The organism is Amycolatopsis ponsaeliensis, from assembly GCF_030182635.1.
GTDB lineage: Bacteria > Actinomycetota > Actinomycetes > Mycobacteriales > Pseudonocardiaceae > Amycolatopsis > Amycolatopsis ponsaeliensis.
This window is the reverse complement of the sequence record NZ_JAPZLD010000003.1, coordinates 114,596-139,188: the sequence shown is the minus strand read 5'-3', so window position 1 is coordinate 139,188 and position 24,593 is coordinate 114,596. Positions and strand designations below refer to the sequence as shown.

Here is a 24,593-nt window from a genome sequence, read left to right as displayed (position 1 = left end):
TCTTTCCCTCATTTCCCCAGTGAGGGGGAAAGGACCCCCTCACCGACCAGATTGGCAGTAACCGTCCGCCGCGGGGAAGACCCCGTCACGCAGATAGCCCAGCACCGCGGCGTTCCCGCAAGCGTTTTCCCGCGTGAAGACGCCGTGGCCGCCCGCGTCGACGGTCACCATCCGCGCCCGGTTTCCGAACGCCGCTCGCGTTTCGCGTGCTCCGGACAGCGGGGTCGCCGGATCGCGCAGGTTCTGCACCAGCAGGACGTTCGCCGGCCCGGGGCCGCCGACGCGCACCGGTGGTCCGGTGCGCTCGACGGGCCAGGACGCGCACGGGTTCACGTTCGCCGCGGCCGGGCCGAACATCGGGTGCCGCACCCGTTCGCGCTCGACCGCGCGCTGGTAGTAACCGATCTGCTCGGGCCAGTCGGAGTCGTTGCAGATCACCTGCAGTTGCAGCGACGCGCGGGTGTCGCCGTCGAGCGGCCCGGCAGTGACGCGCGCGGTGCCCGCCCACTCGGCGGCGAGCGCGGGGAACGAAGCGTCGTCGTAGAGCCCGTTCCAGGTGTCCGAGCGGAACTCCGGCCCGCGAACCGCGGCCAGCTCGAAGAACTTCGCCGTCACCTCCGCCGGGGTCCGCCCCAGGTGGTAGCCGTCGTCGCGAGCGGCCGCCCACGCGGCGAAGTCCGGGAACCGGTCGTCGAAGCCCTCGGCGAAGCGCTGGTTGGCGCGGACGTCGAGACCGCGCGGGCCGAGGACGCTGTCGAGCACGATCCGGTCGCCGTGGGCGGGGAACATCGACGCGTAGGCGGCGCCGAGGTAGCTGCCGTACGAGAGCCCGTAGTAGGAGATCTTCCGCTCCCCCAGCGCTTCCCGGACGCGGTCGAGGTCGCGCGCGGTGTTCGCGGTCGTCATGTGCGGCAGCAGGTCCGCCGTCGCCGCCCCGCCGCACTGCTTCGCGACGGCACGCGCTTTCGCCGCGGTCTCCACGACGTCACGCGGGCCGTCCGCGTAGGGGCCGAGCACGGCGCCACGCTGCTCGGGCGTCAGATCGCACGTCACCGGGGTGCTGTAGCCGGTGCCGCGCGGGTCGAAGCCGATGACGTCGTAGGCGTCCGGCAGGCCGGATCCGCCCATCCGCTGCAGGAGCTGCGCGGGCATGGCGAGCCCGGGGCTGCCCGGGCCGCCGGGGTTCATCAGCAGCACACCGCGGCGCTTGCCCGGAGTGCCGGCGTGCCGGGAGAGGGTCAGCTCGATCGTGCGCCCGGGATGCGCGTAGTCGAGCGGGACGCGCAGTCTCGCGCATTCGAGCCCGGCCGTGGGCGACGGCGACATGCCGTAGTCCGGACAGGGCGTCGTCCACTCGAGACCCGGCGACGCGTCCGCCGTCGGCGCGGCGAAGAGGGGCAGGAAAGCCAGTGATACCAAAGTTTTCCGCATGCCCCGAGCGTGGCCCGCCGGGAACGCGTGGACGTCAGCCCGGAGGCCGGACCCTCGAGTCCTCCCCCGGGCTGACGGCGCTCACGCGGCTTGCGCGCGGTTGTACAGGTTCTGCGCGTCGGTGCCGAAGTACGGCCCGAACATGTAGCCCGGCAGGAAGGTGTAGCCGAAGCTGTTCACCGAGGCCTGGACGCCGGACCCGGTGCCCTCGTTGAACGACAGGAACCACGGCCCGCCGCTCGAGCCGCCGGTCATGTTGCAGTTCATGGCGTGGTCTTTGGTCAGCAGGAAGTCGGTGAACGTGCTGCCGCTGCAGTAGATCAGCTTCGTGCCGTCGTACGGCGCCGCGGCCGGGTAGCCGAAGGTGTACATGCTCTGGTTCTTCGGCTGGTTGAAGGCGATGCCCTGCGCGCCGACGACGTCCGTGAGCTTCTGGCCGTTGAGCGGGTTCACGACGGCCATGCCGACGTCGTAGTTCATGTCCTCACTGGCTTCCCACTGCGGGGTCGTCAGCGTGGTCTTGGCCGCCCACTGGCCGTAGGGCGCGTTGCCGTTGTCGTAGCCGGGGACGAACGTCCACTGCGTGTGCCAGGTGCCCTGGTACTTGACGCAGTGCCCGGCGGTGACGACGACGCTGCCGTTGGTGCTCGTGACGGCGTCACCCGAGCAGGAGGCGTTCTGGCCGTTGAAGACGAAGAACACGCGCCCGGCGGTGTGGGTGACCTGGCCGCCGCCGGTCCAGGCGCCACCGCCGTTGGGGATGCTCCGGATGATGGCATTCTGCCCGCGCGCCACGTCTTTCGGCGTGAACGCGGGCGCCTTGACGAGGTTGTCCATCGGGACGGCCGCCCGCATGGCAGCAGGCGTCCAGAAGGGGTTCGGCGCGGCCTGGGCGGGCATGCCGACCAGGGCGAACGCGAGGGAGAGGACCGCGGTGACGACCGCGGTCCGGATAGCCGTGTGCTTCAAGACGCCCACCTTCCGCCGAGGTGAATTGCCGCGAAACCGGCACAGTTACTCGAAAGTAGTTGTCCGTGTACACAGAGCACAGCCGCCGTTCGGCGTAATGGGTCGAAACGGGCGAAAGCCCCCTCGCCAGGGGCGAGGGTTCCGACGTTGGGCTCCGCCGCTGCCGCGCAACGGATCCCGGCCCACTCGCCCGCGCCCCCGATTCGAACGTCTTGAATGAGTCATTCAGGTCTTGGGAGGTCCTGAATGACTCATTCAAGACAGCGAGGCCCGCCGGTGAACAGCGAAAGCCCCCTCACCAGGGGCGAGGGGGCTTTCGGACGTGCGGGATCAGACGACCGCGAGCGGCAACGCCGTCGGGTGGACCGGCGCCGGGAGGTCCGACGCGCCCGTCAAGAACGCGTCGACCGCGTTCGCCACCGAGCGGCCCTCCGCGATCGCCCACACCACCAGCGATGCGCCTCGGTGGGCGTCGCCGCAGACGAACACCCCCGGGGTCTCCGTCTGCCAGTCCGCGCCGCACGACAGCGTGCCGCGCTTGGTCAGCGAGAGGCCCAGCCCGGAAAGCAGCGGCATCTTCTCGACGCCCTCGAAGCCGATCGCCAGCAGGACCAAGTCGGCCGGCAGCGTCTCGATCTCGTCGTTGACGGGGATGACCTCGCGGCGGCCCGTCGACGGGTCCTTCTGGACGCGGACCTGCTGCAGCTCGACCGCGGTCACGCGGCCCTCGGAGTTGCCGACGAACCGCTTCACCGCGACCGCGAACTTCCGCTCGCCCGCTTCCTCGTGCGCCGGGTAGGTGCGGAGGATGTACGGCCAGGTCGGCCACGGCGACCGCTCGTCGTCCCTGGTGGACGGTGGCGTCGGGTACTGGTCCAGCTGGGTCACCGACAGCGCGCCCTGGCGGGTCGCCGTGCCGTAGGAGTCGGCGCCGGTGTCGCCGCCGCCGATGATCACCACGTGCTTGCCGTGCGCGTCGATCGACGGCGGGCCGTCGCCCTCGACGAACTTGTTGGCCGGCACCAGGTGCTCCATCGCCAGGTGGACGCCGGCCAGCTCGCGGCCCGGGGTGACCTTGTCGTCGCGGCCGCGCAGCGCGCCGACCGCGAGCACGACCGCGTCGTACTGCGCGCGCAGGTCGTCCACCGTCAGGTCGACACCGACCTCGCAGCCGGTGACGAACTTGGTGCCCTCCTTGCGCAGCTGCGCGAGGCGCCGGTCGAGGACCTTCTTCTCCATCTTGAACTCGGGGATGCCGTAGCGCAGCAGGCCGCCGAGGCGGTCGTCGCGCTCGAACACGGTGACCTCGTGGCCGGCGCGGGTCAGCTGCTGGGCGGCGGCGAGCCCGGCCGGGCCGGAGCCGACGACCGCGACGCGCTGCCCGGACGACACCTCCGCCACCTGCGGCTGGACGTAGCCCGCTTCCCAGGACTGGTCGGCGATCGCCTGCTCGACGCGCTTGATCGCCACCGGCCCGCCCGAGTCCGGCGAGATGGACAGGACGCAGCCCGCCTCGCACGGCGCCGGGCACAGCTTCCCGGTGAACTCGGGGAAGTTGTTGGTGGCGTGCAGCCGGTCGCTCGCCGCGGCCCAGTCGCCGCGGCGGACCAGGTCGTTCCACTCGGGGATCAGGTTGCCCAGCGGGCAGCCGGAACCCCCCGAATGACAGAACGGGATGCCGCAGTCCATGCAGCGCGACGCCTGCTTGCGCACCTTTTCGTTGCGCTCGCCCGGGTCGACGTCCGCGTAGACCTCACCCCACGAGTGCAGGCGGTCCTCTTTGGACTTCTTCTTGGGCTCTTCGCGGTCGTACTTGAGAAAGCCGGTCGGGTCAGCCACGAGCGGCCTCCATGATCGCCTCGTCGACGTCGCGGCCCGCGGCCTTCGCCGCCTTCGCCGCGTCCAGGACCCGCTGGTAGTCGCGCGGCATCACCTTGGTGAACGCCACGGAGCGGCGCGGCCAGTCGCCGAGCAGCGAGGCCGCCACCGCGGAGCGGGTGAGATCGTAGTGCTGTTGCACGGTTTTCTTCAGCCAGGCCAGGTCGTCCGCGGTCGGCTTGAGCAGGTCCACCATTTCCTGGTTGACCTTCTTGCGGTCGACGTCGAGCACGAAAGCCATGCCGCCGGACATGCCGGCCGCCAGGTTGCGCCCGGTCGGGCCGAGCACCACCGCGCGGCCGCCGGTCATGTACTCGAAGGCGTGGTCGCCGACGCCCTCGGCGACGACGGTGGCGCCGGAGTTGCGGACGCAGAACCGTTCGCCGACCTGGCCGCGCAGGAAGATCTCGCCGGCCGTGGCACCGTAGGCGATCGTGTTGCCCGCGATCGTCTGCGCCTCGGCGGCGAAGGACGCTTCCGGGTCGGGCCGGACGATGATCCGGCCGCCGGACAGGCCCTTGCCGACGTAGTCGTTCGCGTCGCCGACCATGTCGAGGGTGATGCCGCGCGGCAGGAACGCGCCGAGCGACTGGCCGGCCGACCCGGTGAGCAGCACGTGGATCGTGCCCTCGGGCAGGCCGTCCCCGCCGTAGCGGCGGGTGATCTCCGACCCGAGCAGCGTGCCGACGGTCCGGTTCACGTTGCGCACCGGCAGTTCGAGCCGCACCGGGTGCGCGTCTTCCAGGGCCGCCTCGGCGAGCTGGATGAGCGTGCGGTCCAGGGCGTGCTCGAGGCCGTGGTCCTGGCCGCGGGTGCGCCGCTTCGCGCCGCCGTACGGGGTCTCCGAAGGCATCTCGAAGATCGGCGCCAGGTCCAGCCCGGACGCCTTCCAGTGGTCGACGGCCTCGTCGGTGTTCAGCAGCTCGGCGTGCCCGATCGCTTCGTCGAGCGTCCGGAAGCCCAGCGACGCCAGGGTTTCCCGGACCTCTTCGGCGACGAACTTGAAGAAGTTCACGACGTGCTCGACCTGGCCGGTGTAGCGCTTGCGCAGCTCGGGGCTCTGCGTGGCGACGCCGACCGGGCAGGTGTCGAGGTGGCAGACGCGCATCATGATGCAGCCCGCGACGACGAGGGGGGCCGTCGCGAAGCCGTACTCCTCGGCGCCGAGCAGCGCCGCGATCACGACGTCGCGCCCGGTCTTCATGGCGCCGTCCACCTGCACGGTGATCCGGTCGCGCAAGCCGTTGAGCAGCAACGTCTGCTGGGTCTCGGCGAGGCCGATCTCCCACGGCGTGCCCGCGTGCTTGAGCGAGTTCATCGGGGACGCGCCGGTGCCGCCGTCGTGCCCCGAGATGAGCACGACGTCCGCGTGCGCCTTGGACACGCCCGCCGCGACCGTGCCGACACCGAGCGAGGACACCAGCTTCACGTGGATGCGGGCGTGCTCGTTGGCGTTCTTGAGGTCGTGGATCAGCTGCGCCAGATCCTCGATGGAGTAGATGTCGTGGTGCGGCGGCGGGGAAATCAGGCCGACGCCCGGCGTGGAGTGCCGGGTCCGCGCGATCCACGGGTACACCTTGTTCGGCGGCAGCTGGCCGCCCTCGCCGGGCTTCGCGCCCTGCGCCATCTTGATCTGGATGTCGTCGGCGTTGACGAGGTACTCGCTCGTGACGCCGAACCGTCCACTGGCGACCTGCTTGATCGCACTGCGGCGTTCCGGGTCGTAGAGCCGCTCCGGGTCTTCGCCGCCCTCGCCGGTGTTGGACCGGCCGCCGAGCCGGTTCATCGCGATGGCCAGGGTTTCGTGTGCCTCGGCCGAAATAGAGCCGTACGACATCGCGCCCGTGTTGAAGCGCTTGAAGATCGCTTCGGCGGGCTCGACCTCGTCGAGCGGGATCGGCTCGCGGACGCCGTTGCGGAAGGCGAACAGCCCACGCAGCGTGCCGCCTTCGCGGTAGAGGCGGTGCACCTCTTCGGTGTACTTGCGGTACACCTCTTCGCGGCCGGTCTTGGACGCGTGCTGCAGCAGGAACACCGTCTCCGGCGTGAACAGGTGCAGCTCGCCCTCGCGGCGGTAGGCGTACTCGCCGCCCGTGTCGAGTCCACGGTGGACGCGCTCGGTCGGGTTGTCCGGGTACGCGCGGCGGTGCCGGACGGCGACCTCTTCGGCGAGCACCTCGAGGCCGACGCCGCCGAGCTTCGACGACGTCCCGGTGAAGTACTCGTCCAGCAGGTTCTGGGCCAGGCCGAGGGATTCGAAGACCTGGGCGGCGGTGTACGCGCCGACCGTCGAGATGCCCATCTTGGACATGATCTTCAGGACGCCCTTGACCAGCGCCTGCACGTAGTTGCGGATCGCCTTGGCGGCCTCGATGCCGGTGACCGCGCCCTGTCCGATCATGTCTTCGATGGTCTCGAAGGCCAGGTACGGGTTCACGGCGGCGGCGCCGTAGCCGAGCAGCAGCGCGATGTGGTGCACCTCGCGCGCGTCGCCGGATTCGACGACCAGCGCGACACGCAGGCGTTCCTTGGTGCGGACCAGGTGGTGGTGCACCGCGGAGACCAGCAGCAGCGACGGGATCGGCGCCATCCGGTGGTCGGAGTCGCGATCGGACAGCACCAGCGTGCGCGCGCCGGCCGCGATCGCCTCGGACGCCTCGCGGCGGACCCGCTCGATCGCGCCGGCCAGCGCCTCGGCGCCGCCGTCCACTTCGTACAGTCCGGAAAGGACGCTGCAGGCGAACCCGGGGAGGTCGCCGTCGTCGTTGATGTGGATGAGCTTCGCGAGCTCGTCGTTGTCGATCACCGGGTACGGCAGCTTGAGGTGCCGGCACGACGCAGGCCCGGGGGCCAGGAGGTTGCGCTCCGGGCCCATGATCCGCGCCATGCAGGTGACGAGCTCTTCGCGGATCGCGTCCAGCGGCGGGTTGGTCACCTGCGCGAAGTTCTGCTTGAAGTAGTCGTAGAGGAGCCGGGATCGCTTCGACAGCACCGCGGGCGGGGTGTCCGAGCCCATCGAGCCGATCGGCTCCGCACCCTTCTCGGCCATCGGCGCGAGCAGGATCTTGAGCTCTTCTTCGGTGTAGCCGAAGGAAAGCTGGCGGCGCAGCACCGAGTCGTGGCTCTGCACGACGTGGTCGCGGTCGGGCAGCTCGGCGATCTTCAGCAGGCCCGCGTGCAGCCAGCCCTCGTACGGGAGCTTCCCGGCGAGCGCGGACTTGACCTCTTCGTCGTCCACGATCCGGCCGGCTTCGGTGTCCACGAGGAACATCCGGCCGGGCTTGAGCCGGCCCTTGGCCACGACGTCCTTCGGGGCGACATCGAGGACACCGGCCTCGCTGGCGAGCACGACGCGGTCGTCGGCCGTGCGCCACCACCGGGCCGGGCGCAGGCCGTTGCGGTCCAGCACCGCGCCGACCAGGGTCCCGTCGGTGAAGGTGACGCACGCCGGGCCGTCCCACGGCTCCATGAGACTCGCGTGGAACTGGTAGAAGGCACGGCGTTCCGGCTTCATGGTGGCGTGGTTCTCCCACGCCTCCGGGATCATCATCAGCACTGCGTGCGGCAGCGACCGGCCGCCGAGGTGCAGCAGCTCGAGGACCTCGTCGAAGGACGCGGAGTCGGACGCGTCCGGCGAGCAGATCGGGAACAGCCGGGACAGGTCGCCCTCGAGGACTTCCGACTCCAGCAGCGCCTCGCGGGCCCGCATGCGGTTGCGGTTGCCGCGGATCGTGTTGATCTCACCGTTGTGGGCCACGAACCGAAAGGGGTGGGCCAGCGGCCACGACGGGAAGGTGTTGGTGGAGAAGCGGGAGTGCACCAGCGCGATGGCGCTTTCCAGCCGCTCGTCACGCAGGTCGGCGAAGAACGCGGGCAGCTGCTCCGGCGTCACCATGCCCTTGTAGACGATCGTCCGAGAGGACAGCGACGGGAAGTACGTGCCACAGCCGGAGTTCGCGCTTTCGTGCTCGACGCGCTTGCGCAGGCAGAACGCCAGGCGGTCGAGCTCGAGGCCCGCTTTTCCGTCCGCGGCCACGAAAAGCATGGCGAAGTGCGGCATGACCGAGCGGGCGGTCGGGCCGATGTCCGCGCGGTCGGCGTCGACGGGTACCTCGCGCCAGCCGAGGACTTCCAGTCCTTCTTCGACGGCGATGCGCCCGGCCAGTTCGACGGCCTTGCGGCGCTGCTCGGCGTCTTCGGGCAGGAACGCGATGCCGGCGGCGTAGGCGTGGTGGCCGTGCTCGTCGGGTTCGGGAAGCGCGAAGCCGGCTTCGGCGCGCAGCAGCGTATCGGGCAGCTGCAACAGGATGCCGGCGCCGTCGCCGCTGGTGGGTTCGGCGCCGGCGGCGCCGCGGTGGTCGAGGTTGGTCAGCGCGGCCAGGCCGTCGGTGACGATTCCGTGGGAGCGGCGCCCGCGGATGTCGGCCACCATGGCCACACCGCAGGAGTCCTGTTCGGTCTCCGGGTCGTAAAGACCCTGCTTGCCGGGAATGGCGGAGAAGATCATGAAGGGACCTCCTTCGTCGTCTTGTCGTGCGGGGCCGGGCTACCGGCCGGGGAGCGCACGGGACGACGATGGCCCGCTTGTTAGCGCGACTTTAACACCTGGGAAACATGCCAGCACCCGTTCAGAGCGCCCCGAGCGACGTCGGACGGTAACGATCTGGCTGCGCGGAACGACGTAGTTCCTGATGGGTTCCCGGTAGTTCGTTCTGCTAAGTATACGGCCCGGAAACTCACGTCAAGCCTAACGTGACGGGCCCGACGCGGCACGTCGGGATTGTGTCCCCGCTCACTAGAACGTGTTACATTTCGCCGCATGATCCTCGATCGGTTCAAGCTCACCGACCAGGTCGCGGTGATCACCGGCGCGGGACGAGGGATCGGCGCGGCCACGGCCGTGGCCCTCGCCGAAGCGGGCGCCGACGTGGTCATCGCCTCCCGCACCGAATCCCAGCTTTCCGAGATCGCTTCGCGCGTTTCGGCTCTTGGCCGCCGCGCGCACGTCGTGCCGGTGGACCTGTCGTCCCCGGAGGCCGCGGCGGCGCTGGCGGCGACGGCGGTGGCGGAGTTCGGCCGGCTCGACCTGGTGGTCAACAACGTCGGCGGCACGTACCCGCGACCCCTGCTGGAGACGACCGCGGACTTCATGGAAGAGGCGTTCCGCTTCAACGTGGCGACGGCCCACGCGCTGACGGTGGCGGCGGCCCCGTCCCTGGTGGAGTCGGGCGGCTCGATCGTCAACATTTCGTCGGTGATGGGCCGGCTGTCCGGCCGCGGCTTCGCGGCGTACGGAACGGCGAAGGCGGCCTTGGCCCACTACACGCGGTTGGCGGCGGCGGACCTGGCGCCGAAGGTGCGGGTGAACGCGATCTCGGTGGGGTCGGTGGCGACGTCGGCGCTGGAGATCGTGGTCGGCAACCCGGAGCTGAAGGAGAAGATGGAGTCCGCGACGCCGTTGCACCGCATCGGCGAGGCAGAGGACATCGCGGCGACGGTGGTGTTCCTGGCCTCGCGCGCCGGCGGGTACATCACCGGCAAGATCCTCGAGGTCGACGGCGGGCTGCAGACGCCCAACCTGGAACTGGGCCTGCCCGACCTCTGACGCTCAGCTCGGTTCGAAGGTCTTGAATGAGTCATTCAGGGCGTGGGGGGGTTTCAATCACTCATTCACCACGCCCGACGGTGGCCTTCGGAACTCGAGCGGTCAGCTCTCGTCGGTCTTCTTCGGCTCTTCGGCCGGTGCTTCTTCGGCTGGCTTCTCCGCCGGAGCCTCGGCCGCTACCTTGGCGTGCTCGGGCTCCTCGTCCTTCGGGGCAGCGTCCTCGACCGGCGTCTCATCGGGACCGGGCGCGTCCTTGCTCCGCAGCGTCTCCGGCAGCTCCCGCGGCCCGCGCTTGCCGGCGAGCACGAAGTACACCACCGCGGCCACGAACAGCAGGATCGACGTCCACACGTTGACCCGCAGGCCGAGGATGTGGTTCGCCGTGTCGGTCCGCATCATCTCGATCCAGCCGCGGCCGACCGTGTACCCGGCGACGTACAGCGCGAACGCCCGCCCGTGGCCGAGCTTGAACTTGCGGTCCGCCCACACCACCAGCAGCGCGACCAGCAGGTTCCAGATCAGCTCGTACAGGAACGTCGGGTGGACCGGGCTCTCCGGCAGCGGGATGTGCCCCGTCGCGACGCCGTTCAGCAGGTTGTTCGGGTCGTCCGGGTTGAAGCGCTGGTAGACCTCGAGGCCCCACGGCAGGTCCGTGTGCGCGCCGTAGAGCTCCTGGTTGAAGTAGTTGCCGATGCGGCCGATGGCCTGCGCGACGACGATGCCCGGGGCGATCGCGTCCGCCATCGCCGGCAGCGGGACGCCCTTGCGGCGGCACGCGATGAGCGCGCCGACCGCGCCGAGGGCGATGGCGCCCCAGATGCCGAGGCCGCCGTCCCAGATCGCGAACGCGTTCCAGGGGTTCTTGCCCTCGGTGAAGTACAGCTCGGGGTCGGTGATCACGTGGTACAACCGGCCGCCGACCAGGCCGAACGGCACGGCGAACACGGCCATGTCGATGATCGTGCCCTTGGTGCCGCCACGGGCGGCCCAGCGCCGCTCCCCCCACCAGATCGCCACGATGATGCCGGCGATGATGCACAGGGCGTACGCACGGACCGGGATCGGCCCCAGGTGCCAGACTCCCTGGTCGGGGCTCGGGATCGTCGCGAGGTAGGCGCTCATCACGCGGCCACCGTAGCGCTAAGGCACTCAAGCCTCCAAGGCGGCCAGGTACCCCGCCACCAGCGCGTGCGCCACCTGGACCACGGCCTGGTCGCGCGGGAGGAACCGTTCGTCGTGGAGGCTGGGGACGCCCGCGGTGTCGCCGAGGCCGACGAACAGCATCAGGCCCCGCGTCGCCCCGCCGCAGTAGTGGGCGAAGTCGTCCGCGCCGAACGAGCGGAACTGGTCGTCCACGGCGAAGCCCGCGTGGCTCAGCCAGTGCCGCGCACCCGCCGCCAGCACCGGGTCGTTGGCCAGCACGGGCTCGCACGGGCTGATCTCCAGCTCGGCGGTGCAGCCGTGCGCCTTCGCCGTGCCGTGCACGATCTCCGCGAGCGCCTCCAGCGCGCGCTCGCGGTCTTTCTCCCGCATCAGGCGCAGGGAGCCGAACGCGCTCGCGCTGTTCGGGACGACGTTGGCCGCCGCGCCGCCCTGGATCCGGCCGATCGAGCAGACCGCGCCGAACACCGGGTCGATCCGCCGCGAAGCGAGCTGCTGCAGGCTCACGACCAGCTGCGACACGGCCAGGATCGGGTCGCGCAGCAGCTGCGGGTAGCCGGCGTGGCCGCCCTGGCCGTGCATGGTCACCTCGAACTCGTCGGTCGAGGCGTTCACCGGGCCCGGCACCGCCGCGACGACGCCGTGCGCGATCCGCGGCTGGACGTGCGCGCCGATCACCGCGTCCACCCCGGCCTCGGCCAGCACACCGGACTCGACGATGTCGAGCGCGCCGGGCGGCGACGTCTCCTCGCGCGGCTGCAGCAGCGCGAGGATCGGGCGCGGGACGCCGGCGCGCACCGCCGCGCGGCCGACCGCGACCAATGCGGCGAGGTGGACGTCGTGGCCGCACGCGTGCATCAGGCCGTTCTCCGACGCCCACGGCACGCCGGTGCCCTCCAGCACGGGGAGGGCGTCGAGCTCCGCACGCAGCGCGACGGCCGGGCCGTCCCCGCCGGGCAGCGGAATCGCGCGGCCGGTCTTGGCGACGCGGGTGCCCTCGCCCGCGCCGAGGGCTTCGGCCACCAGCCGGGCGGTGTCGTCCTCGTCGCCGGAGCCGCGCGGGTCGGCGTGCACCGCGTGCCGCAGCTCGATCGCGGCGGGCAGCTCCTCCTCGATCGCCCGCGTCCAGCGGTCCCAAAGGTCGTTCACGCACGCTCCCAGCGGTAGATCCTCTTCGCGTTCTCGTGTCCCACCAAAGCACACAGCCGGACGGCGTCCACTTCGGACATCGCACCGGCGTCGAGCCCGGCGCGCAGGAAGTCCGAGAGTCCTCGGCGGAACAGCGCCGTGCCCAGGTGGTACAGCTCGGCCAGGCCGAAGGCGTCGGTGGAGAAGAGGACCTTCCCGAACGGCGCGATCTCCAGCAGCTCGGCCAGGATCGCCGGCGCGCGGAAGCCCGCGTTGTGGGTGGCGAGGCCGACGTCGACGAAGACGTGCTCGAAGACCTGCGCGAGGTAAGCGGCGTTGCGGTGGAACGGGTAGTTGTGCAGCAGCAGGATCGGCACACCGCGGTCGCGCGTGGCCCGCAGCAGCCCGGTGAGCCGCAGCGGGTCGCACTGGTGCAGGTCGACGTCGGCGTCGCCGTACCCGACGTGGAACTGCACCGGCAGGCCGAGGTCGAGGCCGGTGAACACGAGGAACCGGTGCAGGACCTCGTCGGCGAGCCGGCCGCCGCCCCCGCGCAGCCAGCGTCCCGCGGCGGCTCGGACCTCGGACGGCGACGGCCGCTCCCCCGCCAGCTCGAGACCCACGCGGTAGGCCGCGATCGACTTGAACCCGACCGCGGTCTCCGCCCGTTTCCCCAGCTCGGCGGCGAAGTCCGCGGCGAACCCCTGAGCCGTGCTCCCGCGGATCACGGCTTCGGCGACCTGTTCCAGCCGGACGATGTCGTGCGCGCGGGCGCCGGCGAGGTCCGCGAACTCCCCGGTCGTGGTCAGCACGTCCGGCAGGAACCCGCCGTCCAGCAGGAAGTCGGTGGTGCCGGTGGTACGCAGGAACCGCCGCGCCACCTCGGCCGCGCCCAGCTCGGCGCGGCGTTCGAGGTAGGCGTCGGCCGGGGCGTGCTTCGGCAGGTCGAGCACGGGCGCGCAGCGTTCGCGCACGGCCAGCCCGATCAGCGAGTCGAACAGGCTCGTCCCGAGCGGCGACGTCGTGTCCGCCTCGGTCAGCATCGCCTCGAAGTCCGCGCGGGCCACGTCCTCCGTCACGACGCCGTGGCAGTGGTGGTCCACCAGCGGCAGGTCCGCGACGAACGGGAGCAGGTCGGTCATGCGCCTCCGTCCACGGTGCCGAGCCTCTCCCCCACCCTACGAGCGAAGCCGGGCGCGGACAGCACCAAGATCACCGCCAGCACCAAGACCCCGCCGGCCACCACGGGGAACCACCGCGCCGGGCCTTCGGTCGGGTACGGCACCACGTTGACGTACACCGTGTACCCGAGCACGGCGAGCGCGCCGACCGGGAACACCAGGTGCCACACCGGCACGCGCATCCGGCGCTTCACGAACAGCAGCAGGATCGCGCCGGCCGTGGTGAGCAGGTAGATCACCAGCAGGATCAGCGTCCCGATCGAGCCGGACCACGCGAAGGTGTCCGACGCCGTCGCGCCGAAGAACAGCGCGCACACCAGGATGATCAGCGCCGCCGCGCCGGTGACCACGCCGACCGCGGCGACCGGGGTGCCCCGGCCGGACGTCCGCCCGATGCCGCGGCCGCCGTAAGCGTCGCGCCCGAGGGCGAACAGCAACCGTGAGCCGCCGACGACGCAGGCCAGGCAGCAGCCGAACGCGCTGATCGCGGCGCCGACGCTGATCACGTCGCCGACCCACGCGCCCGCGTACCGGCTGCCGAGATCGCCGAGCAGGGACGGCGAGTCGTGGAACGCCGTCGCGTCCGTGCCGAACGCCATCATCTCCACCGCCGTGACGACGACGAAGTAGCCGCCGCCGAAGATCGCCGTGCCGAGGATCGCGCGCGGGATGTTGCGCTTCGGGTCGTGGGTTTCCTCGCCAAGGGTCGCGGCGGCTTCGAACCCGGCGAAGGACAGGAAGCCGAACACCGCACCGAGAAACACACCGGACACTCCGGTGTCGGGGACGAAGACGTCCATGGTGAAGCGCGCGCCGCTCGGCGCGTTCCCGGCGATCAGCCGGACCAGGATCACCACCGTGACCAGCAGGATCACCGCGATGGTCGCGCCTTCGACGGCGAGCAGCGTGCTCGTGCCGCGGCGCGCGGGCACCACGGACAGCAGCCAGGCGCCGATCAGCGCGACGGCCGTCAGCACGAACGGGCCCCAGGACGGCGGGTTCGGCCAGATCCCGACCTGGGTGAGGAAGGCGGTCCCGAGCGTGCCCGCGGCCGAGCTCGTGACGACGGCGTAGAACGTGTACGTGCCGAGCAGGCCGATGCCGGAGACGACGCCGGCGCGCGGGCCGAGCGTCGCGCCGACGAAGGCGTACACCGAACCGGCGTGCTGGTAGTACCGGCAGAGCTTGACGAAGCCGTACGCGACCAGCAGGACGCCGACCGCCGAGAGCAGGAAGGCGAGCGGGACGGCGCGGCCGGCGGCGGCCGCGGTCTGCTGGGGGTTGATGTTGGCGGCCATGCTGGGGGCCATCAACGCGACCGACAGGCCGACGGCCTGCCAGACGGAGAGGGAGCGGCGCAGCCCTGGACGGGTTTCGACGGTGTCTGACACGATCTCCACCTCTTTTCGTAGGTAACCAGTGAACATCGACGGGAGCAGGATGAGCCAGCTCGATCGGGCGGAACTCGCACAACAGGGCGCATTGCGGGCCGACGGCCTGCGCGCAGCCGGGGTCGAGCTCGTCGCGCTGACCTTCGTGGACAACAGCGGCATCGCGCGGGTCAAGGCCGTCCCGGTGGACCGGCTGTGGTCGGCGGCGGCGTGGGGCGTCGGCGCGTCGAACTCGTTCGACTTCTTCCTGGCCACCGACGACATCACCGACGGGACGTATTCGCGAGGTCCGGTCGGTGACCTGCGCCTGCACCCCGATCTCGACGCGCTCGTGCCCCTGGCCGCCCAGCCGGGCTGGGCGTGGGCGCCGGTCCGGAAGTACGACCAGGAAGGCGCGCCGCACCCGCAGGACGCGCGGGCGCTGGCCGCCACCGCGACGGACCGGCTCGCGGCGCTGGGCTACAACGTGCGGACGGCCTTCGAGATCGAGTGGGTGATCACGGCGGAGGACGCGCCGGACGACCCGCGTTCGGCGACGGCGGGACCGGCCTACGGCTTCGCACGGCTTTCCGCGCAGGCGGGCTACCTGCGCGCGCTGGTGTCCACTTTGTCCGCTCAGGGCGTGGTGGTGGAGCAGATCCACCCGGAGTACGCGGCCGGGCAGTTCGAGCTGTCGGTGGCGCCGGACGACCCGGTGCGCGCGGCGGACATCGCGGTGCTGACCCGCGAGACGATCCGGATGGTGAGTGCCCAGCACGGACTGCGGGCGTCGTTCACCCCGAAGTTCTCGCCGGACGGCGTCGGCAACGGCGGCCACGTCCACCTGAGCCTCTGGGACGGCGACCGCAACCTGTGCTCCGGCGGCGACGGCCGGTTCGGCCTGACGCCGACGGCGGAGGCGTTCGGCGCCGGGATCTTCTCGCGGCTGCCGGCGCTGCTGGCGATCGGCGCGCCGTCGGTGGTCAGCTACCTGCGGCTGGAACCGCACCACTGGGCCGGGGTGTTTTCGGTGTGGGGCCTGGAGAACCGCGAGGCGCCGCTGCGGCTGGTGCAGGGCCCGGCCGGGCAGCGCGACCGGGCGGCCAACTTCGAGGTCAAGTGCTTCGACCTGACCGCGAACCCGTACCTGGTGGTGGCGGCGCTGCTGTTCGCGGGCCTGGCCGGCCTTTCCGGGGAGGCATCGCTGCCGGAGCCGGTGGACGTCGACCCGGGGACGCTGCCCTCGGCGGTCCGCCTGCCGACGTCATTGGCGGACGCGGTGACGGCGTTCGCAGCGGATCCGGAGTTGACGTCGGCGTTCGGCGCGGAGTTCGCGACGACGTTGATGGACGTGCGACGCGGCGAGATCGCGCGGCTCGGTTCCCTGCCGGCTGCCGAGCTCTGCTCGCTCATGCGGTACCTACATTGAGGCTGCCACTTCGTCGCGCAGCTGCGGGAGCTTGGCGTAGAGGCGATCGCCGGGGCATTCGGTGTTGTAGTAGTCGCGGTGGCCCTTGATCTCCTCGACGGGAATGCCGTACTGGCGGCAGATGTAGGCGCAGAAGACCACGAGCGACGCCCACTGGGCTTCGGGCGGCTCGACGCTGGTGTAGGTGCCTTCGTTCTCGATGCCGATGGCGTTGGTGTTCTGGCCGGGGCAGTGCGCGCCCTGGATCATGGTGGTCCGGCCGCGCAGCGCGTCGAGGCTGCCGTGCCGCCCTTCGAGCCGGTACCCGCCGCGGCTGACGGTGAAGTGCTGGCCGGTGTCGGACCAGCCGTTGTTGTCCATGTGGTCGTGCTGATCGTCGCGCGCGACCTGGAAGGCGTGGGCCAGGGAGTAGTCGGTGCTGTTGGGGCAGGCGATGTGGTGGATGAGGACGCGGTTCGCGGGGTGGTCGAGGGTGGTGAGGGCATCGGCGGGCGGCCGGGCACCCCACTCGGCACAGCTGTAGATCCGCGGTTCGGTGGCGGCTCGCGCTGCTTGGGGAAGGATCAGTCCGGCGGCCCCTGCGGCGACGAGGCCGGCGGCGCCGCGGAGGAAGGTGCGCCGCGGGAGGTGTGCGAGGTCCATGGGGTGGACCCTCCCGCGGCGGCGTACAGCTTTCGTACAAACAGCGCTAGAGGCGGAGGGTGGCCTCGAAGGGGCGGGTCAAGCGGAGTTGACCGTTCTCGCTCTTGGCGATGGGCTCGTACTCGCCGCCTTCGAGCGCGAAGAGCGTGGCAACGGCTGGTTCGACCAGCAAGTAGAACGGGATCAGCGCCTCGGTATAGATCGCCCGTTTGAGGATCCGGTCCTTCACCTTGGTCGACGGTGACACGATCTCCACCACGAGCACGACTTGCTTCTCGGACAGGCTCACGCCCTTCAGCCCCGGTTCATCGGTGACCACAAGATCCGGGATCACCAGGCGTGCTCGAGCGGCGGCCAAGCGTTCACAAGAACCGTGCCGTCCACGAGTTCGATCCAGTGCCTTGACATCTGGCCTTCGGGCAAAGCGAAGACATCGTCGACTGTCCAGTCTTGGGGCTTCAGCGGCAATCGAAGCTGCGGTTCGGGTTCGGTCCCCTCGTTGTGGATCATCACACGAGGAGTATGCGGACCGCCACCGACAGTTCTGGATCAGGTGAGGGCGTCACACGGCTGCGACACGCCTTCAGCCCGCGGACGCCAGCTGGCCCGAGCCGCTGTACAGCTGGATCTTGAATTGGATGTGCTCCTGGTGCTCCCGCAGCCGCTCGATCTGCGAAGCCACCCGCGCCTCGTGATCACGCAGGACCTCGACCCGCTCCTCGCGCGTCGCCTCGCCTGAGCGCAGGAGCTCCACGAACCGCAGCATCTCCGCCACCGGCATGCCCGTGTAGCGCAGGCACCGCAGCAGCTGCAGGAACTCCACGTCCTGGTCGGTGAACGTGCGGCGGCCGCCGGCGGTGCGGCTGACGTGGTGGAGCAAGCCGATGCGCTCGTAATACCTGAGCGTGTCGATCGTGAAACCGGTCTTTTCGGTCACCTGGGCCGGGGTGTAGGACGTCACGCACCCAGAGTGGCACCTGGAGCGCACTCCAGGTCAAGCGGTGGCGACCGCCCGGCGCACGCCCTCGGCCAGCTCGGCGGACAGCGCACGCACCCCCGCCGGGCCCTCGGCCGCCGCCGTGACCAGAGCCGAACCCACGATCACCGCGTCCGCGAACGACGCCACCTGGGCCGCCTGCTCGCCCGAGCGCACGCCCAGCCCCACGCCGATCGGCAGGTCCGTGTGCGCCCGCGTGCGGCGGACCAGGTCCTCCGCGCCCGCGCCCACCTGGTCGCGCGCGCCCGTCACGCCCATCACCGCCGTCGCGTAGATGAACCCCGACGACGCGGCCGCCGTGAGAGCGAGCCGCTCCTCCGACGACGAAGGCGCCACCAGGAAGGTCCGGTCCAGCCCGTGGGCCTCGGACGCTGCCATCCACGCGCCGGCTTCGTCCGGGATCAGGTCCGGCGTGATCAGGCCGAGCCCGCCCGCCGAAGCGAGGTCACGCGCGAAGCGGTCCACGCCGTAGCGGTTCACCGGGTTCCAGTACGTCATCACGACCGCGCGACCACCGCGCGCGGTCACCGACTCGACCACCTCGAACAGGTGCTTGAGGCGGAACCCGTTGTCCAGCGCGGTCACGGACGCGGCCTGGATGGTCGGGCCGTCCATCACCGGGTCCGAATACGGGACGCCGACCTCGATGAGGTCCGCACCACCGTCGACGCACGCCGCGATCAGGTCCTTCGACCCCTCGACCGTCGGGAAGCCCGCCGGGAGGTAGCCGATCAGCGCGCCGCGGCCCTCCGCGCGCGTCGTCGCGAAGAGGTCGTCGATCCCGCTCACTTGTCCACCAGCCCGAACCACTTCGCCGCCGTGTCCATGTCCTTGTCGCCGCGGCCCGAGAGGTTGACGACGATCAGGCCGTCGGGACCCAGCTCGCGGCCGAGCACCAGCGCGCCGGCCAGCGCGTGCGCCGACTCGATCGCCGGGATGATGCCTTCGGTGCGGGAGAGCAGCTTGAACGCGTCCATCGCCTCGGCGTCGGTGACCGGGCGGTACTCGGCGCGGCCGGTGTCCTTCAGCCACGCGTGCTCCGGGCCGACGCCCGGGTAGTCGAGCCCGGCCGAGATCGAGTGCGACTCGACCGTCTGGCCGTCTTCGTCCTGCAGCAGGTACGTCATCGCGCCGTGCAGGTTGCCCGGCGTGCCCTTCGTGAGCGTCGCGCCGTGGCGGTTGCCCTCGACGCCCTCGCCACCCGGCTCCAGGCCGACCAGCCGCACGGACGGGTCGTCGTAGAAGCCGGAGAAGATGCCGATCGCGTTCGACCCGCCGCCGACGCACGCCGCGACGACGTCGGGCAGGCGGCCGGCCTGCTCGAGGATCTGCTCGCGGGCCTCGGTGCCGATGACGTGGTGGAAGTTGCGGACCATCGTCGGGAACGGCGCCGGACCGGCCGCCGTGCCGAACAGGTAGTGCGTGGTGTCGGCGTTGGTGACCCAGTCGCGCAGGGCCTCGTTGATCGCGTCCTTCAGCGTCCGCGAACCGGTCTTGACCGGGATGACCTCGGCGCCGAGCAGCTTCATGCGGGCGACGTTCAGCGCCTGGCGCTCGGTGTCGACCTCGCCCATGTAGACGACGCAGTCGAGGTCGAGCAGCGCGCACGCGGTGGCCGTGGCCACGCCGTGCTGACCCGCGCCGGTCTCGGCGATGACGCGCTTCTTGCCCATGCGCTTGGTGAGCAGCGCCTGGCCCAGCACATTGTTGATCTTGTGCGAGCCGGTGTGGTTCAGGTCCTCGCGCTTGAGGAAGACCCGGGCGCCGCCGGCGTGCTCGCCGAAGCGCTTGGCCTCGGTGAGCAGCGACGGGCGGCCCGCGTAGTCCTTGAGCAGGCGGTTGAACTCGTTCAGGAACTCCGGGTCGTGCCGGGCCTTCTCGTACTCGGTCGCGACCTCGTCGACGACGCCGATCAGCGCCTCCGGCATGAACCGGCCGCCGTACGGGCCGTAGTAGCCCCGCTCGTCCGGGTCGTGCTTGTCGTGCTCTGCGGTCACCGCGAGGGCCTCGGGCAGGCGGGGTGCGATCCGGCGGTGACCAGCTTGATCAGGGAGCCCTTCGGGTCGCCGGAGGCGACGAGCCCCTCGCCGACCAGCACCGCGTCGGCGCCGTGGCCGGCGTACGACATCAGGTCGCCCGGCCCGCGGACACCCGACTCGGCGACCTTGTAGACGTCCATCGGCAGGCCGGGGGCCAGCCGCGAGAAGACGTCGCGGTCCACCTCGAGGGTGTGCAGGTTGCGCGCGTTGACGCCGATGACCTTGGCGCCCGCTTCGAGGGCCTTGTCGGCCTCCTCGGCGTTGTGGATCTCCACCAGCGCGGTCATCCCGAGCGACTCGACGCGGTCGAGCAGGGCGGCGAGCGCGTTCTGCTCCAGCGCGGCGACGATCAGCAGCACCATGTCGGCGCCGTGCAGGCGGGCCTCGTGCACCTGGTAGGGGCTGACGATGAAGTCCTTGCGCAGGATCGGGGTGTCGACCGCCGCGCGCACCGCGTCCAGGTCGGCCAGCGAACCGCCGAAGCGGCGCTGCTCGGTGAGCACGCTGATGACGCGCGCGCCGCCGTCTTCGTAGTCCTTCGCCAGTGCGGCGGGGTCGGGGATGTCGGCCAGGTCGCCCTTGGAGGGACTGCGGCGCTTCACCTCGGCGATCACGCCGATGCCGGACTCGCGCAGCGCGGACATCACGTCGCGGGGCGCCGGGGCGGCCGCCGCGCGGATCTTCAGCTCGTCGAACGGCAGCACGGACTCGCGTGCCGCGAGGTCCTCACGCACGCCGGCGACGATGTCTTCGAGCACGGTCACCGGGCGCCCCCGCCCGGGTACGCGCTCACGGATTCATTCGCAAGGTCGCTCACAAAAACCTTCCCCTTCCCGCCGAAACGATGCTAACCCCCGCATCTGGAGTGCCCGGTTCCGGGTGCGCGCGTTACTCCGAATGCCTGCCCCGGACGTCGGTCGGATCCTCTCCTTCCGACAGCGCTTCCCACAGCTCGGCGTCCGGATCACGCGCCTTCTTGCGCGTGGCCGGGGCCGCGTACCGAGCCCCGAGCCGCGCGGCCCGCCCGGCGCCCTTGACGGCTGCCAACCCGCCCACGGCGACGAGAATTCCCCCCAGCACGGCCAGGCCGCGCCCGAGCAGCATCTCGGTGACGGGCAGCCCGTCCGCGTAGCCGGAGAACCGGACACCGGACACGCCGGCCCACACCGCGGCGGCACCGGCCAGCGCGAGCACGACACCCAGCACGCGCCGGGCCCAGCCGCCGGTCGCGATCACCCCGGCCACTCCGGCCAGGGCGAGCAGGGCCAGCGGCACGAGCGCCGTCGCACGCTGCTCGCCGGTCTCGCGGTAGAGCACCGTGCCGCGCACGCCGCCGTCGCGGAACTCGGCGAACCACGTCAGCCGTGACGCACCCCACAGCGCGAGCGCGCCGAGCAGGAGCGCGACCACGATCATCCACAGTGGACGCCGCGACGGCCGGGCGGCCGCCGGCGCCTCGGCCGGTGCCTCAGACATGGGCGGAGTCCGCGGCCGGGTCGAGCACGCCCGCCGCCACCATCGTCTGCGCGGCGGCCACGGCCGACAGCACCGTGCGGGCCTTGTTCAGCGACTCGGTGTCCTCGTAGTCCGGCACCGAGTCGGCGACGACGCCGCCGCCGGCCTGGACGTGCGCGATCCCGTCCTTGACCAGCGCCGTGCGGATCGCGATCGCCGTGTCCGCGTCGCCGGCGAAGTCGAGGTAGCCGACGACGCCGCCGTACAGCGCGCGGCGGACCGGCTCCAGCTCCTCGATCAGCTCCATCGCGCGGACCTTCGGCGCGCCGGACAGCGTCCCGGCCGGGAAGCACGCCGTGACCGCGTCGAACGCCGTCTTGCCCTCGGCCAGCTCGCCGGTGACGGTCGACACGATGTGCATGACGTGGCTGTAGCGCTCGATCTGGAAGAAGTCGACGACGCGCACGGTGCCCGGCTTGCAGACCTTGCCGAGGTCGTTGCGGCCGAGGTCGACGAGCATCAGGTGCTCGGCGCGCTCCTTCTCGTCGGCGAGCAGGTCCTTGGCCAGCTGCGCGTCCTCCTCCGGGTCGGCGCCGCGCCAGCGCGTGCCCGCGATCGGGTGCGTGGTCGCGCGGCCGTCCCGCACGGTGACGAGCGATTCGGGGCTGGAGCCGACGATGTCGAAGCCTTCGAGCCGCAGCAGGTACATGTACGGGCTCGGGTTGGACGTCCGCAGCACGCGGTAGATGTCGAGCGCGTCGGCGGCGGTCGGGATCTCGAACCGTTGCGACGGCACGATCTGGAACGCTTCGCCGGCCTTGATCGCCTCGACGGCCTTCTCGACCGCCGCGTGGAAGTCCGCCTTGGACCGCTTGCGCGTGAACTCGGGCTCGGGCCGGTCGAACGCGGCGACCGTGGCCGGCGCGGGCACCTGCAGCTGCTCGGTCATCGCGCTCAGCCGGGCGACCGCGTCGTCGTAGGCCGCGTCCACGCGCTCGGGCGAGTCGTCCCAGTTGACGGCGTTCGCGATGAGCGTGACCGTGCCCTCGTGGTGGTCGAACGCCGCGAGGTCGGTGGCCAGGAGCATCGTCAGCTCGGGGATGTCGAGGTCGCGCTCGGCCAGCTCCGGCAGCTTTTCCAGCCAGCGCACGGAGTCGTAGCCGATGTAGCCGACCATGCCGCCGGTCAGTGGCGGCAATCCGGGCAACGGCTCGGTGTGCAACGCTTCGATCGTTTCCCGCAGCACAGTGAGCGGGTTGCCCTCGGAGGGCAGGCCGACCGGCGGCGTGCCGGTCCAGACCGCCTTCCCGTCGCGGACGGTGAGCGCGGCCGGGCTGCGGACGCCGATGAACGACCAGCGCGTCCAGGAGGCGCCGTTCTCCGCGGACTCGAACAGGAACGTGCCCGGGCGGTCGGCGGCGAGCTTGCGGTAGACCCCGATCGGCGTCTCGCCGTCGGCGAGGACCCGGCGCACGACCGGGATGACGCGGCGGCTTTCGGCGAGGGCGCGGAAGTCCGCCCGGGACGGGCTGACCGAGCCGGGACCGGACTTGCTGCTCGAGGTGCTGACCATGTCCCTCATTGTGCTGCACCCCCGGGAAGGGGTTTTCCCAGACCCCGAATTCAATGATTGTTGAATTCGGGGGGTGCGTGCGTCATGATGGAGGGGTGAGCACCACCGAGCCTACTTCGCGACGCCGCGGACGGCGCCCCGCCGGCCAGGACACCCGCACGGCGCTGATCGAAGCCGCGCGGGCCGTGTTCGCCGAAAACGGCTACGACGGGGCGACCGTGCGCGCGATCGCCACCCGCGCGGGCGTCGACGCGGCCATGGTCAACCACTGGTTCGGCGGCAAGGAAGGCCTCTTCGCCCAGGCGGTGCTCAAGCTGCCGTTCGACCCGCTCGAGCTGCTGGAGATCCTCCGCGACGGCCCGGACGAGGAGCTCGGCGAGCGGATCGTGCGCACCTTCATCACCCGCTGGGACGGCGCGGGCGGCGGCGTGTTCGTGGCGCTCATCCGCAGCATCACCGGCCACGAGCAGGCCGGGCACGTGCTGCGCGATTTCTTCCAGAAGTTCTTCACCGCACTGATCTCCTCGATCGGCGGGGACGACGTCTCGCTGCGCATGACGCTCTGCGCGTCCCAGATGGTGGGCATGGGGATGATCCGGTACGTGGCGAAGTTCGAGCCGTTCGCCACCGAGGAGGTCGAGGTCCTCGTCCGGGCGGTGGCGCCGACCCTGCAGCGCTACCTCACCGGGGAGATCGGCTGACCCGCTCCCGGATCGCGTGGACGGCCAGGACGTACGGGCCGTTCTCGATCCCCACGACCATCGACTTGCCCCAGCCGCCGATCCAGCCCTGCTTGTTCTTCCAGCCGTCAGACGGCGACAGGCGGAGGAGCGCCCAGGAGCGACGGAGCGCGACCGCCGTCCCGTCGCGGAATCCCGCGTGCAACTCCACCTGCTCGTCGCTCACGCCGGCTCGCCGCCACCCGGTGCGCTCGACGGCCCGGATCCGGCGCCGCCAGCCGGCGGCCAACCCGATCGAGAACGGCAGGCCGAACAAGGCGGCCAGGATCGGGACCACACCGAAGCCGAGCAGGACCTGGTTTTCGTTCTGTTCGTCGGCGGTGCGCACGCGCGCCGGGTCGGCCGGGTCGTAGATGACGACCACCTGCTCGCCGACGTGGTAGTCGCGGTCCGACTCCCAGATGATCGCGTCGGTCCGGTCACCGTGGCGCACCCAGATGTAGGAGGTGCCCTTGACGCGGTGGATCACGTTGACGACCACACCGGGCTCGTGGAAGCCGGTGTGGAGCAGGTCGTCGGCGGCCGCACCCGCCAGGGCGACGCCGGTGAACCCGGCCGCGAGCACCACCGCCCAGCCCACGACGAAGCCCGTCGCGCGGCGGGAAGCCCGGCGCAGGCGGGCGTTCAGTTCCGGGTGGTCACCGTCGGCGGGATCCGCCGCGGGCAGCCACCGGCCGAAGTCCACGGCGGCGGTAAGCGCGCTGCGGTCCAGAAGCCGCAGCGCGTACCAGCCGAAGGCGGCGAACGCGAGGGAACCGGTCAGGAGGATCGCGTTGCCCGGCAGATCGTCGTCGCCGGAGAAGAGCGAGTACACCGTGGCCCCGGCGAAGAGCGTGGAGAGGAGCGAAAAGACGGCGAAGACGACCACCCAGAATGCCCGCATGGAGTGATCGTAGGACCGTTGACCTGCGTGGACGCTGCGAGAAACGGCACAGGACACCGGGGCAACCGGGTGGTGCCGCCAAGCGTGTGGAAAGTGCGCCGCCGTCAGGGTT

At 71.1% G+C, this 24,593-nt stretch carries 21 protein-coding genes; 3 read left to right on the top strand and 18 right to left on the bottom strand.

What is annotated here, in order from left to right:
• Positions 1-39 precede the first annotated feature (39 nt).
• The 4 genes from QQ657_RS05920 to gltB form a co-directional block, all read right to left on the bottom strand.
• Positions 40-1,431, bottom strand: a complete 1,392-nt coding sequence (locus QQ657_RS05920) for an alpha/beta hydrolase (protein WP_284741036.1) — start codon at positions 1,429-1,431, stop codon at positions 40-42.
• A gap of 81 nt (positions 1,432-1,512) precedes the next feature.
• A complete protein-coding gene (locus QQ657_RS05915; RefSeq protein WP_284741035.1) occupies positions 1,513-2,400 on the bottom strand; it encodes a trypsin-like serine peptidase in 888 nt (295 codons plus the stop codon).
• Between the two features lie 330 nt (positions 2,401-2,730).
• A complete protein-coding gene (locus QQ657_RS05910; protein ID WP_284741034.1) occupies positions 2,731-4,239 on the bottom strand; it encodes a glutamate synthase subunit beta in 1,509 nt (502 codons plus the stop codon).
• Positions 4,232-8,785, bottom strand: coding sequence for a glutamate synthase large subunit (gene gltB / locus QQ657_RS05905; protein ID WP_284741033.1), 4,554 nt, complete (start codon positions 8,783-8,785; stop codon positions 4,232-4,234). The genes QQ657_RS05910 and gltB overlap by 8 nt, the downstream gene beginning before the upstream one ends.
• Before the next feature lie 312 nt (positions 8,786-9,097).
• On the opposite strand from gltB, the gene QQ657_RS05900 reads away from it, so the two are divergent.
• Complete coding sequence (locus QQ657_RS05900) at positions 9,098-9,883, top strand: SDR family oxidoreductase (RefSeq protein ID WP_284741032.1); 786 nt, start codon at positions 9,098-9,100, stop codon at positions 9,881-9,883.
• Between the two features lie 102 nt (positions 9,884-9,985).
• Here QQ657_RS05900 and lgt read toward each other — a convergent pair whose 3' ends face one another.
• Genes lgt through QQ657_RS05880 form a run of 4 tightly spaced genes read right to left on the bottom strand, consistent with a single transcriptional unit; the run spans position 9,986 to position 14,744 of the window.
• A complete protein-coding gene (gene lgt / locus QQ657_RS05895; RefSeq protein ID WP_284741031.1) occupies positions 9,986-11,005 on the bottom strand; it encodes a prolipoprotein diacylglyceryl transferase in 1,020 nt (339 codons plus the stop codon).
• Between the two features lie 27 nt (positions 11,006-11,032).
• Positions 11,033-12,193: a M20 metallopeptidase family protein gene (locus QQ657_RS05890; RefSeq protein WP_284741030.1), complete on the bottom strand. Its 1,161-nt coding sequence runs from the start codon at positions 12,191-12,193 to the stop codon at positions 11,033-11,035.
• Positions 12,190-13,314, bottom strand: a complete 1,125-nt coding sequence (locus QQ657_RS05885; protein WP_284741029.1) for an amidohydrolase family protein — start codon at positions 13,312-13,314, stop codon at positions 12,190-12,192. Before QQ657_RS05885 ends, QQ657_RS05890 begins: the two co-directional genes overlap by 4 nt.
• Positions 13,311-14,744, bottom strand: coding sequence for an APC family permease (locus QQ657_RS05880; protein WP_284741028.1), 1,434 nt, complete (start codon positions 14,742-14,744; stop codon positions 13,311-13,313). The genes QQ657_RS05885 and QQ657_RS05880 overlap by 4 nt, the downstream gene beginning before the upstream one ends.
• Positions 14,745-14,793: 49 nt before the next feature.
• On the opposite strand from QQ657_RS05880, the gene QQ657_RS05875 reads away from it, so the two are divergent.
• A complete protein-coding gene (locus QQ657_RS05875; RefSeq protein ID WP_284741027.1) occupies positions 14,794-16,152 on the top strand; it encodes a glutamine synthetase family protein in 1,359 nt (452 codons plus the stop codon).
• On the opposite strand, the gene QQ657_RS05870 is transcribed toward QQ657_RS05875, so the two are convergent.
• The 9 genes from QQ657_RS05870 to QQ657_RS05830 form a co-directional block, all read right to left on the bottom strand.
• Positions 16,144-16,794, bottom strand: coding sequence for a peptidoglycan recognition protein family protein (locus QQ657_RS05870; protein WP_284741026.1), 651 nt, complete (start codon positions 16,792-16,794; stop codon positions 16,144-16,146). The genes QQ657_RS05875 and QQ657_RS05870 overlap by 9 nt on opposite strands.
• 46 nt (positions 16,795-16,840) lie before the next feature.
• Entirely contained in the window at positions 16,841-17,128 is a 288-nt protein-coding gene (locus QQ657_RS05865; RefSeq protein WP_284741025.1) for a Uma2 family endonuclease, read from the bottom strand.
• Entirely contained in the window at positions 17,125-17,307 is a 183-nt protein-coding gene (locus QQ657_RS05860; RefSeq protein ID WP_284741024.1) for a hypothetical protein, read from the bottom strand. The genes QQ657_RS05865 and QQ657_RS05860 overlap by 4 nt, the downstream gene beginning before the upstream one ends.
• A gap of 70 nt (positions 17,308-17,377) precedes the next feature.
• Positions 17,378-17,755: a MerR family transcriptional regulator gene (locus QQ657_RS05855; protein WP_284741023.1), complete on the bottom strand. Its 378-nt coding sequence runs from the start codon at positions 17,753-17,755 to the stop codon at positions 17,378-17,380.
• Between the two features lie 33 nt (positions 17,756-17,788).
• The gene (trpA, locus tag QQ657_RS05850) at positions 17,789-18,580 is read right to left on the bottom strand and encodes a tryptophan synthase subunit alpha (protein ID WP_284741022.1); all 792 of its coding nucleotides are present in this window, start codon (positions 18,578-18,580) and stop codon (positions 17,789-17,791) included.
• Positions 18,577-19,788 (bottom strand): tryptophan synthase subunit beta, encoded by a 1,212-nt coding sequence (gene trpB / locus QQ657_RS05845; protein WP_284741021.1) that lies wholly within the window; start codon positions 19,786-19,788, stop codon positions 18,577-18,579. Before trpB ends, trpA begins: the two co-directional genes overlap by 4 nt.
• On the bottom strand, positions 19,785-20,594 hold the full coding sequence (gene trpC, locus QQ657_RS05840; RefSeq protein WP_284741020.1) for an indole-3-glycerol phosphate synthase TrpC: 810 nt from the start codon (positions 20,592-20,594) through the stop codon (positions 19,785-19,787). The genes trpB and trpC overlap by 4 nt, the downstream gene beginning before the upstream one ends.
• Positions 20,595-20,718: 124 nt before the next feature.
• Positions 20,719-21,246 (bottom strand): Trp biosynthesis-associated membrane protein, encoded by a 528-nt coding sequence (locus QQ657_RS05835; RefSeq protein ID WP_284741282.1) that lies wholly within the window; start codon positions 21,244-21,246, stop codon positions 20,719-20,721.
• 52 nt (positions 21,247-21,298) lie between these two features.
• Positions 21,299-22,858 (bottom strand): anthranilate synthase component I, encoded by a 1,560-nt coding sequence (locus QQ657_RS05830; RefSeq protein WP_284741019.1) that lies wholly within the window; start codon positions 22,856-22,858, stop codon positions 21,299-21,301.
• A 95-nt stretch (positions 22,859-22,953) separates the two neighbouring features.
• Between QQ657_RS05830 and QQ657_RS05825 the strand changes: the two genes are divergently transcribed.
• A complete protein-coding gene (locus tag QQ657_RS05825) occupies positions 22,954-23,559 on the top strand; it encodes a TetR/AcrR family transcriptional regulator (protein ID WP_284741018.1) in 606 nt (201 codons plus the stop codon).
• On the opposite strand, the gene QQ657_RS05820 is transcribed toward QQ657_RS05825, so the two are convergent.
• Entirely contained in the window at positions 23,540-24,481 is a 942-nt protein-coding gene (locus QQ657_RS05820; RefSeq protein WP_284741017.1) for a DUF3592 domain-containing protein, read from the bottom strand. The two genes, QQ657_RS05825 and QQ657_RS05820, sit on opposite strands and share 20 nt — an antisense overlap.
• Between the last annotated feature and the right edge of the window lie 112 nt (positions 24,482-24,593).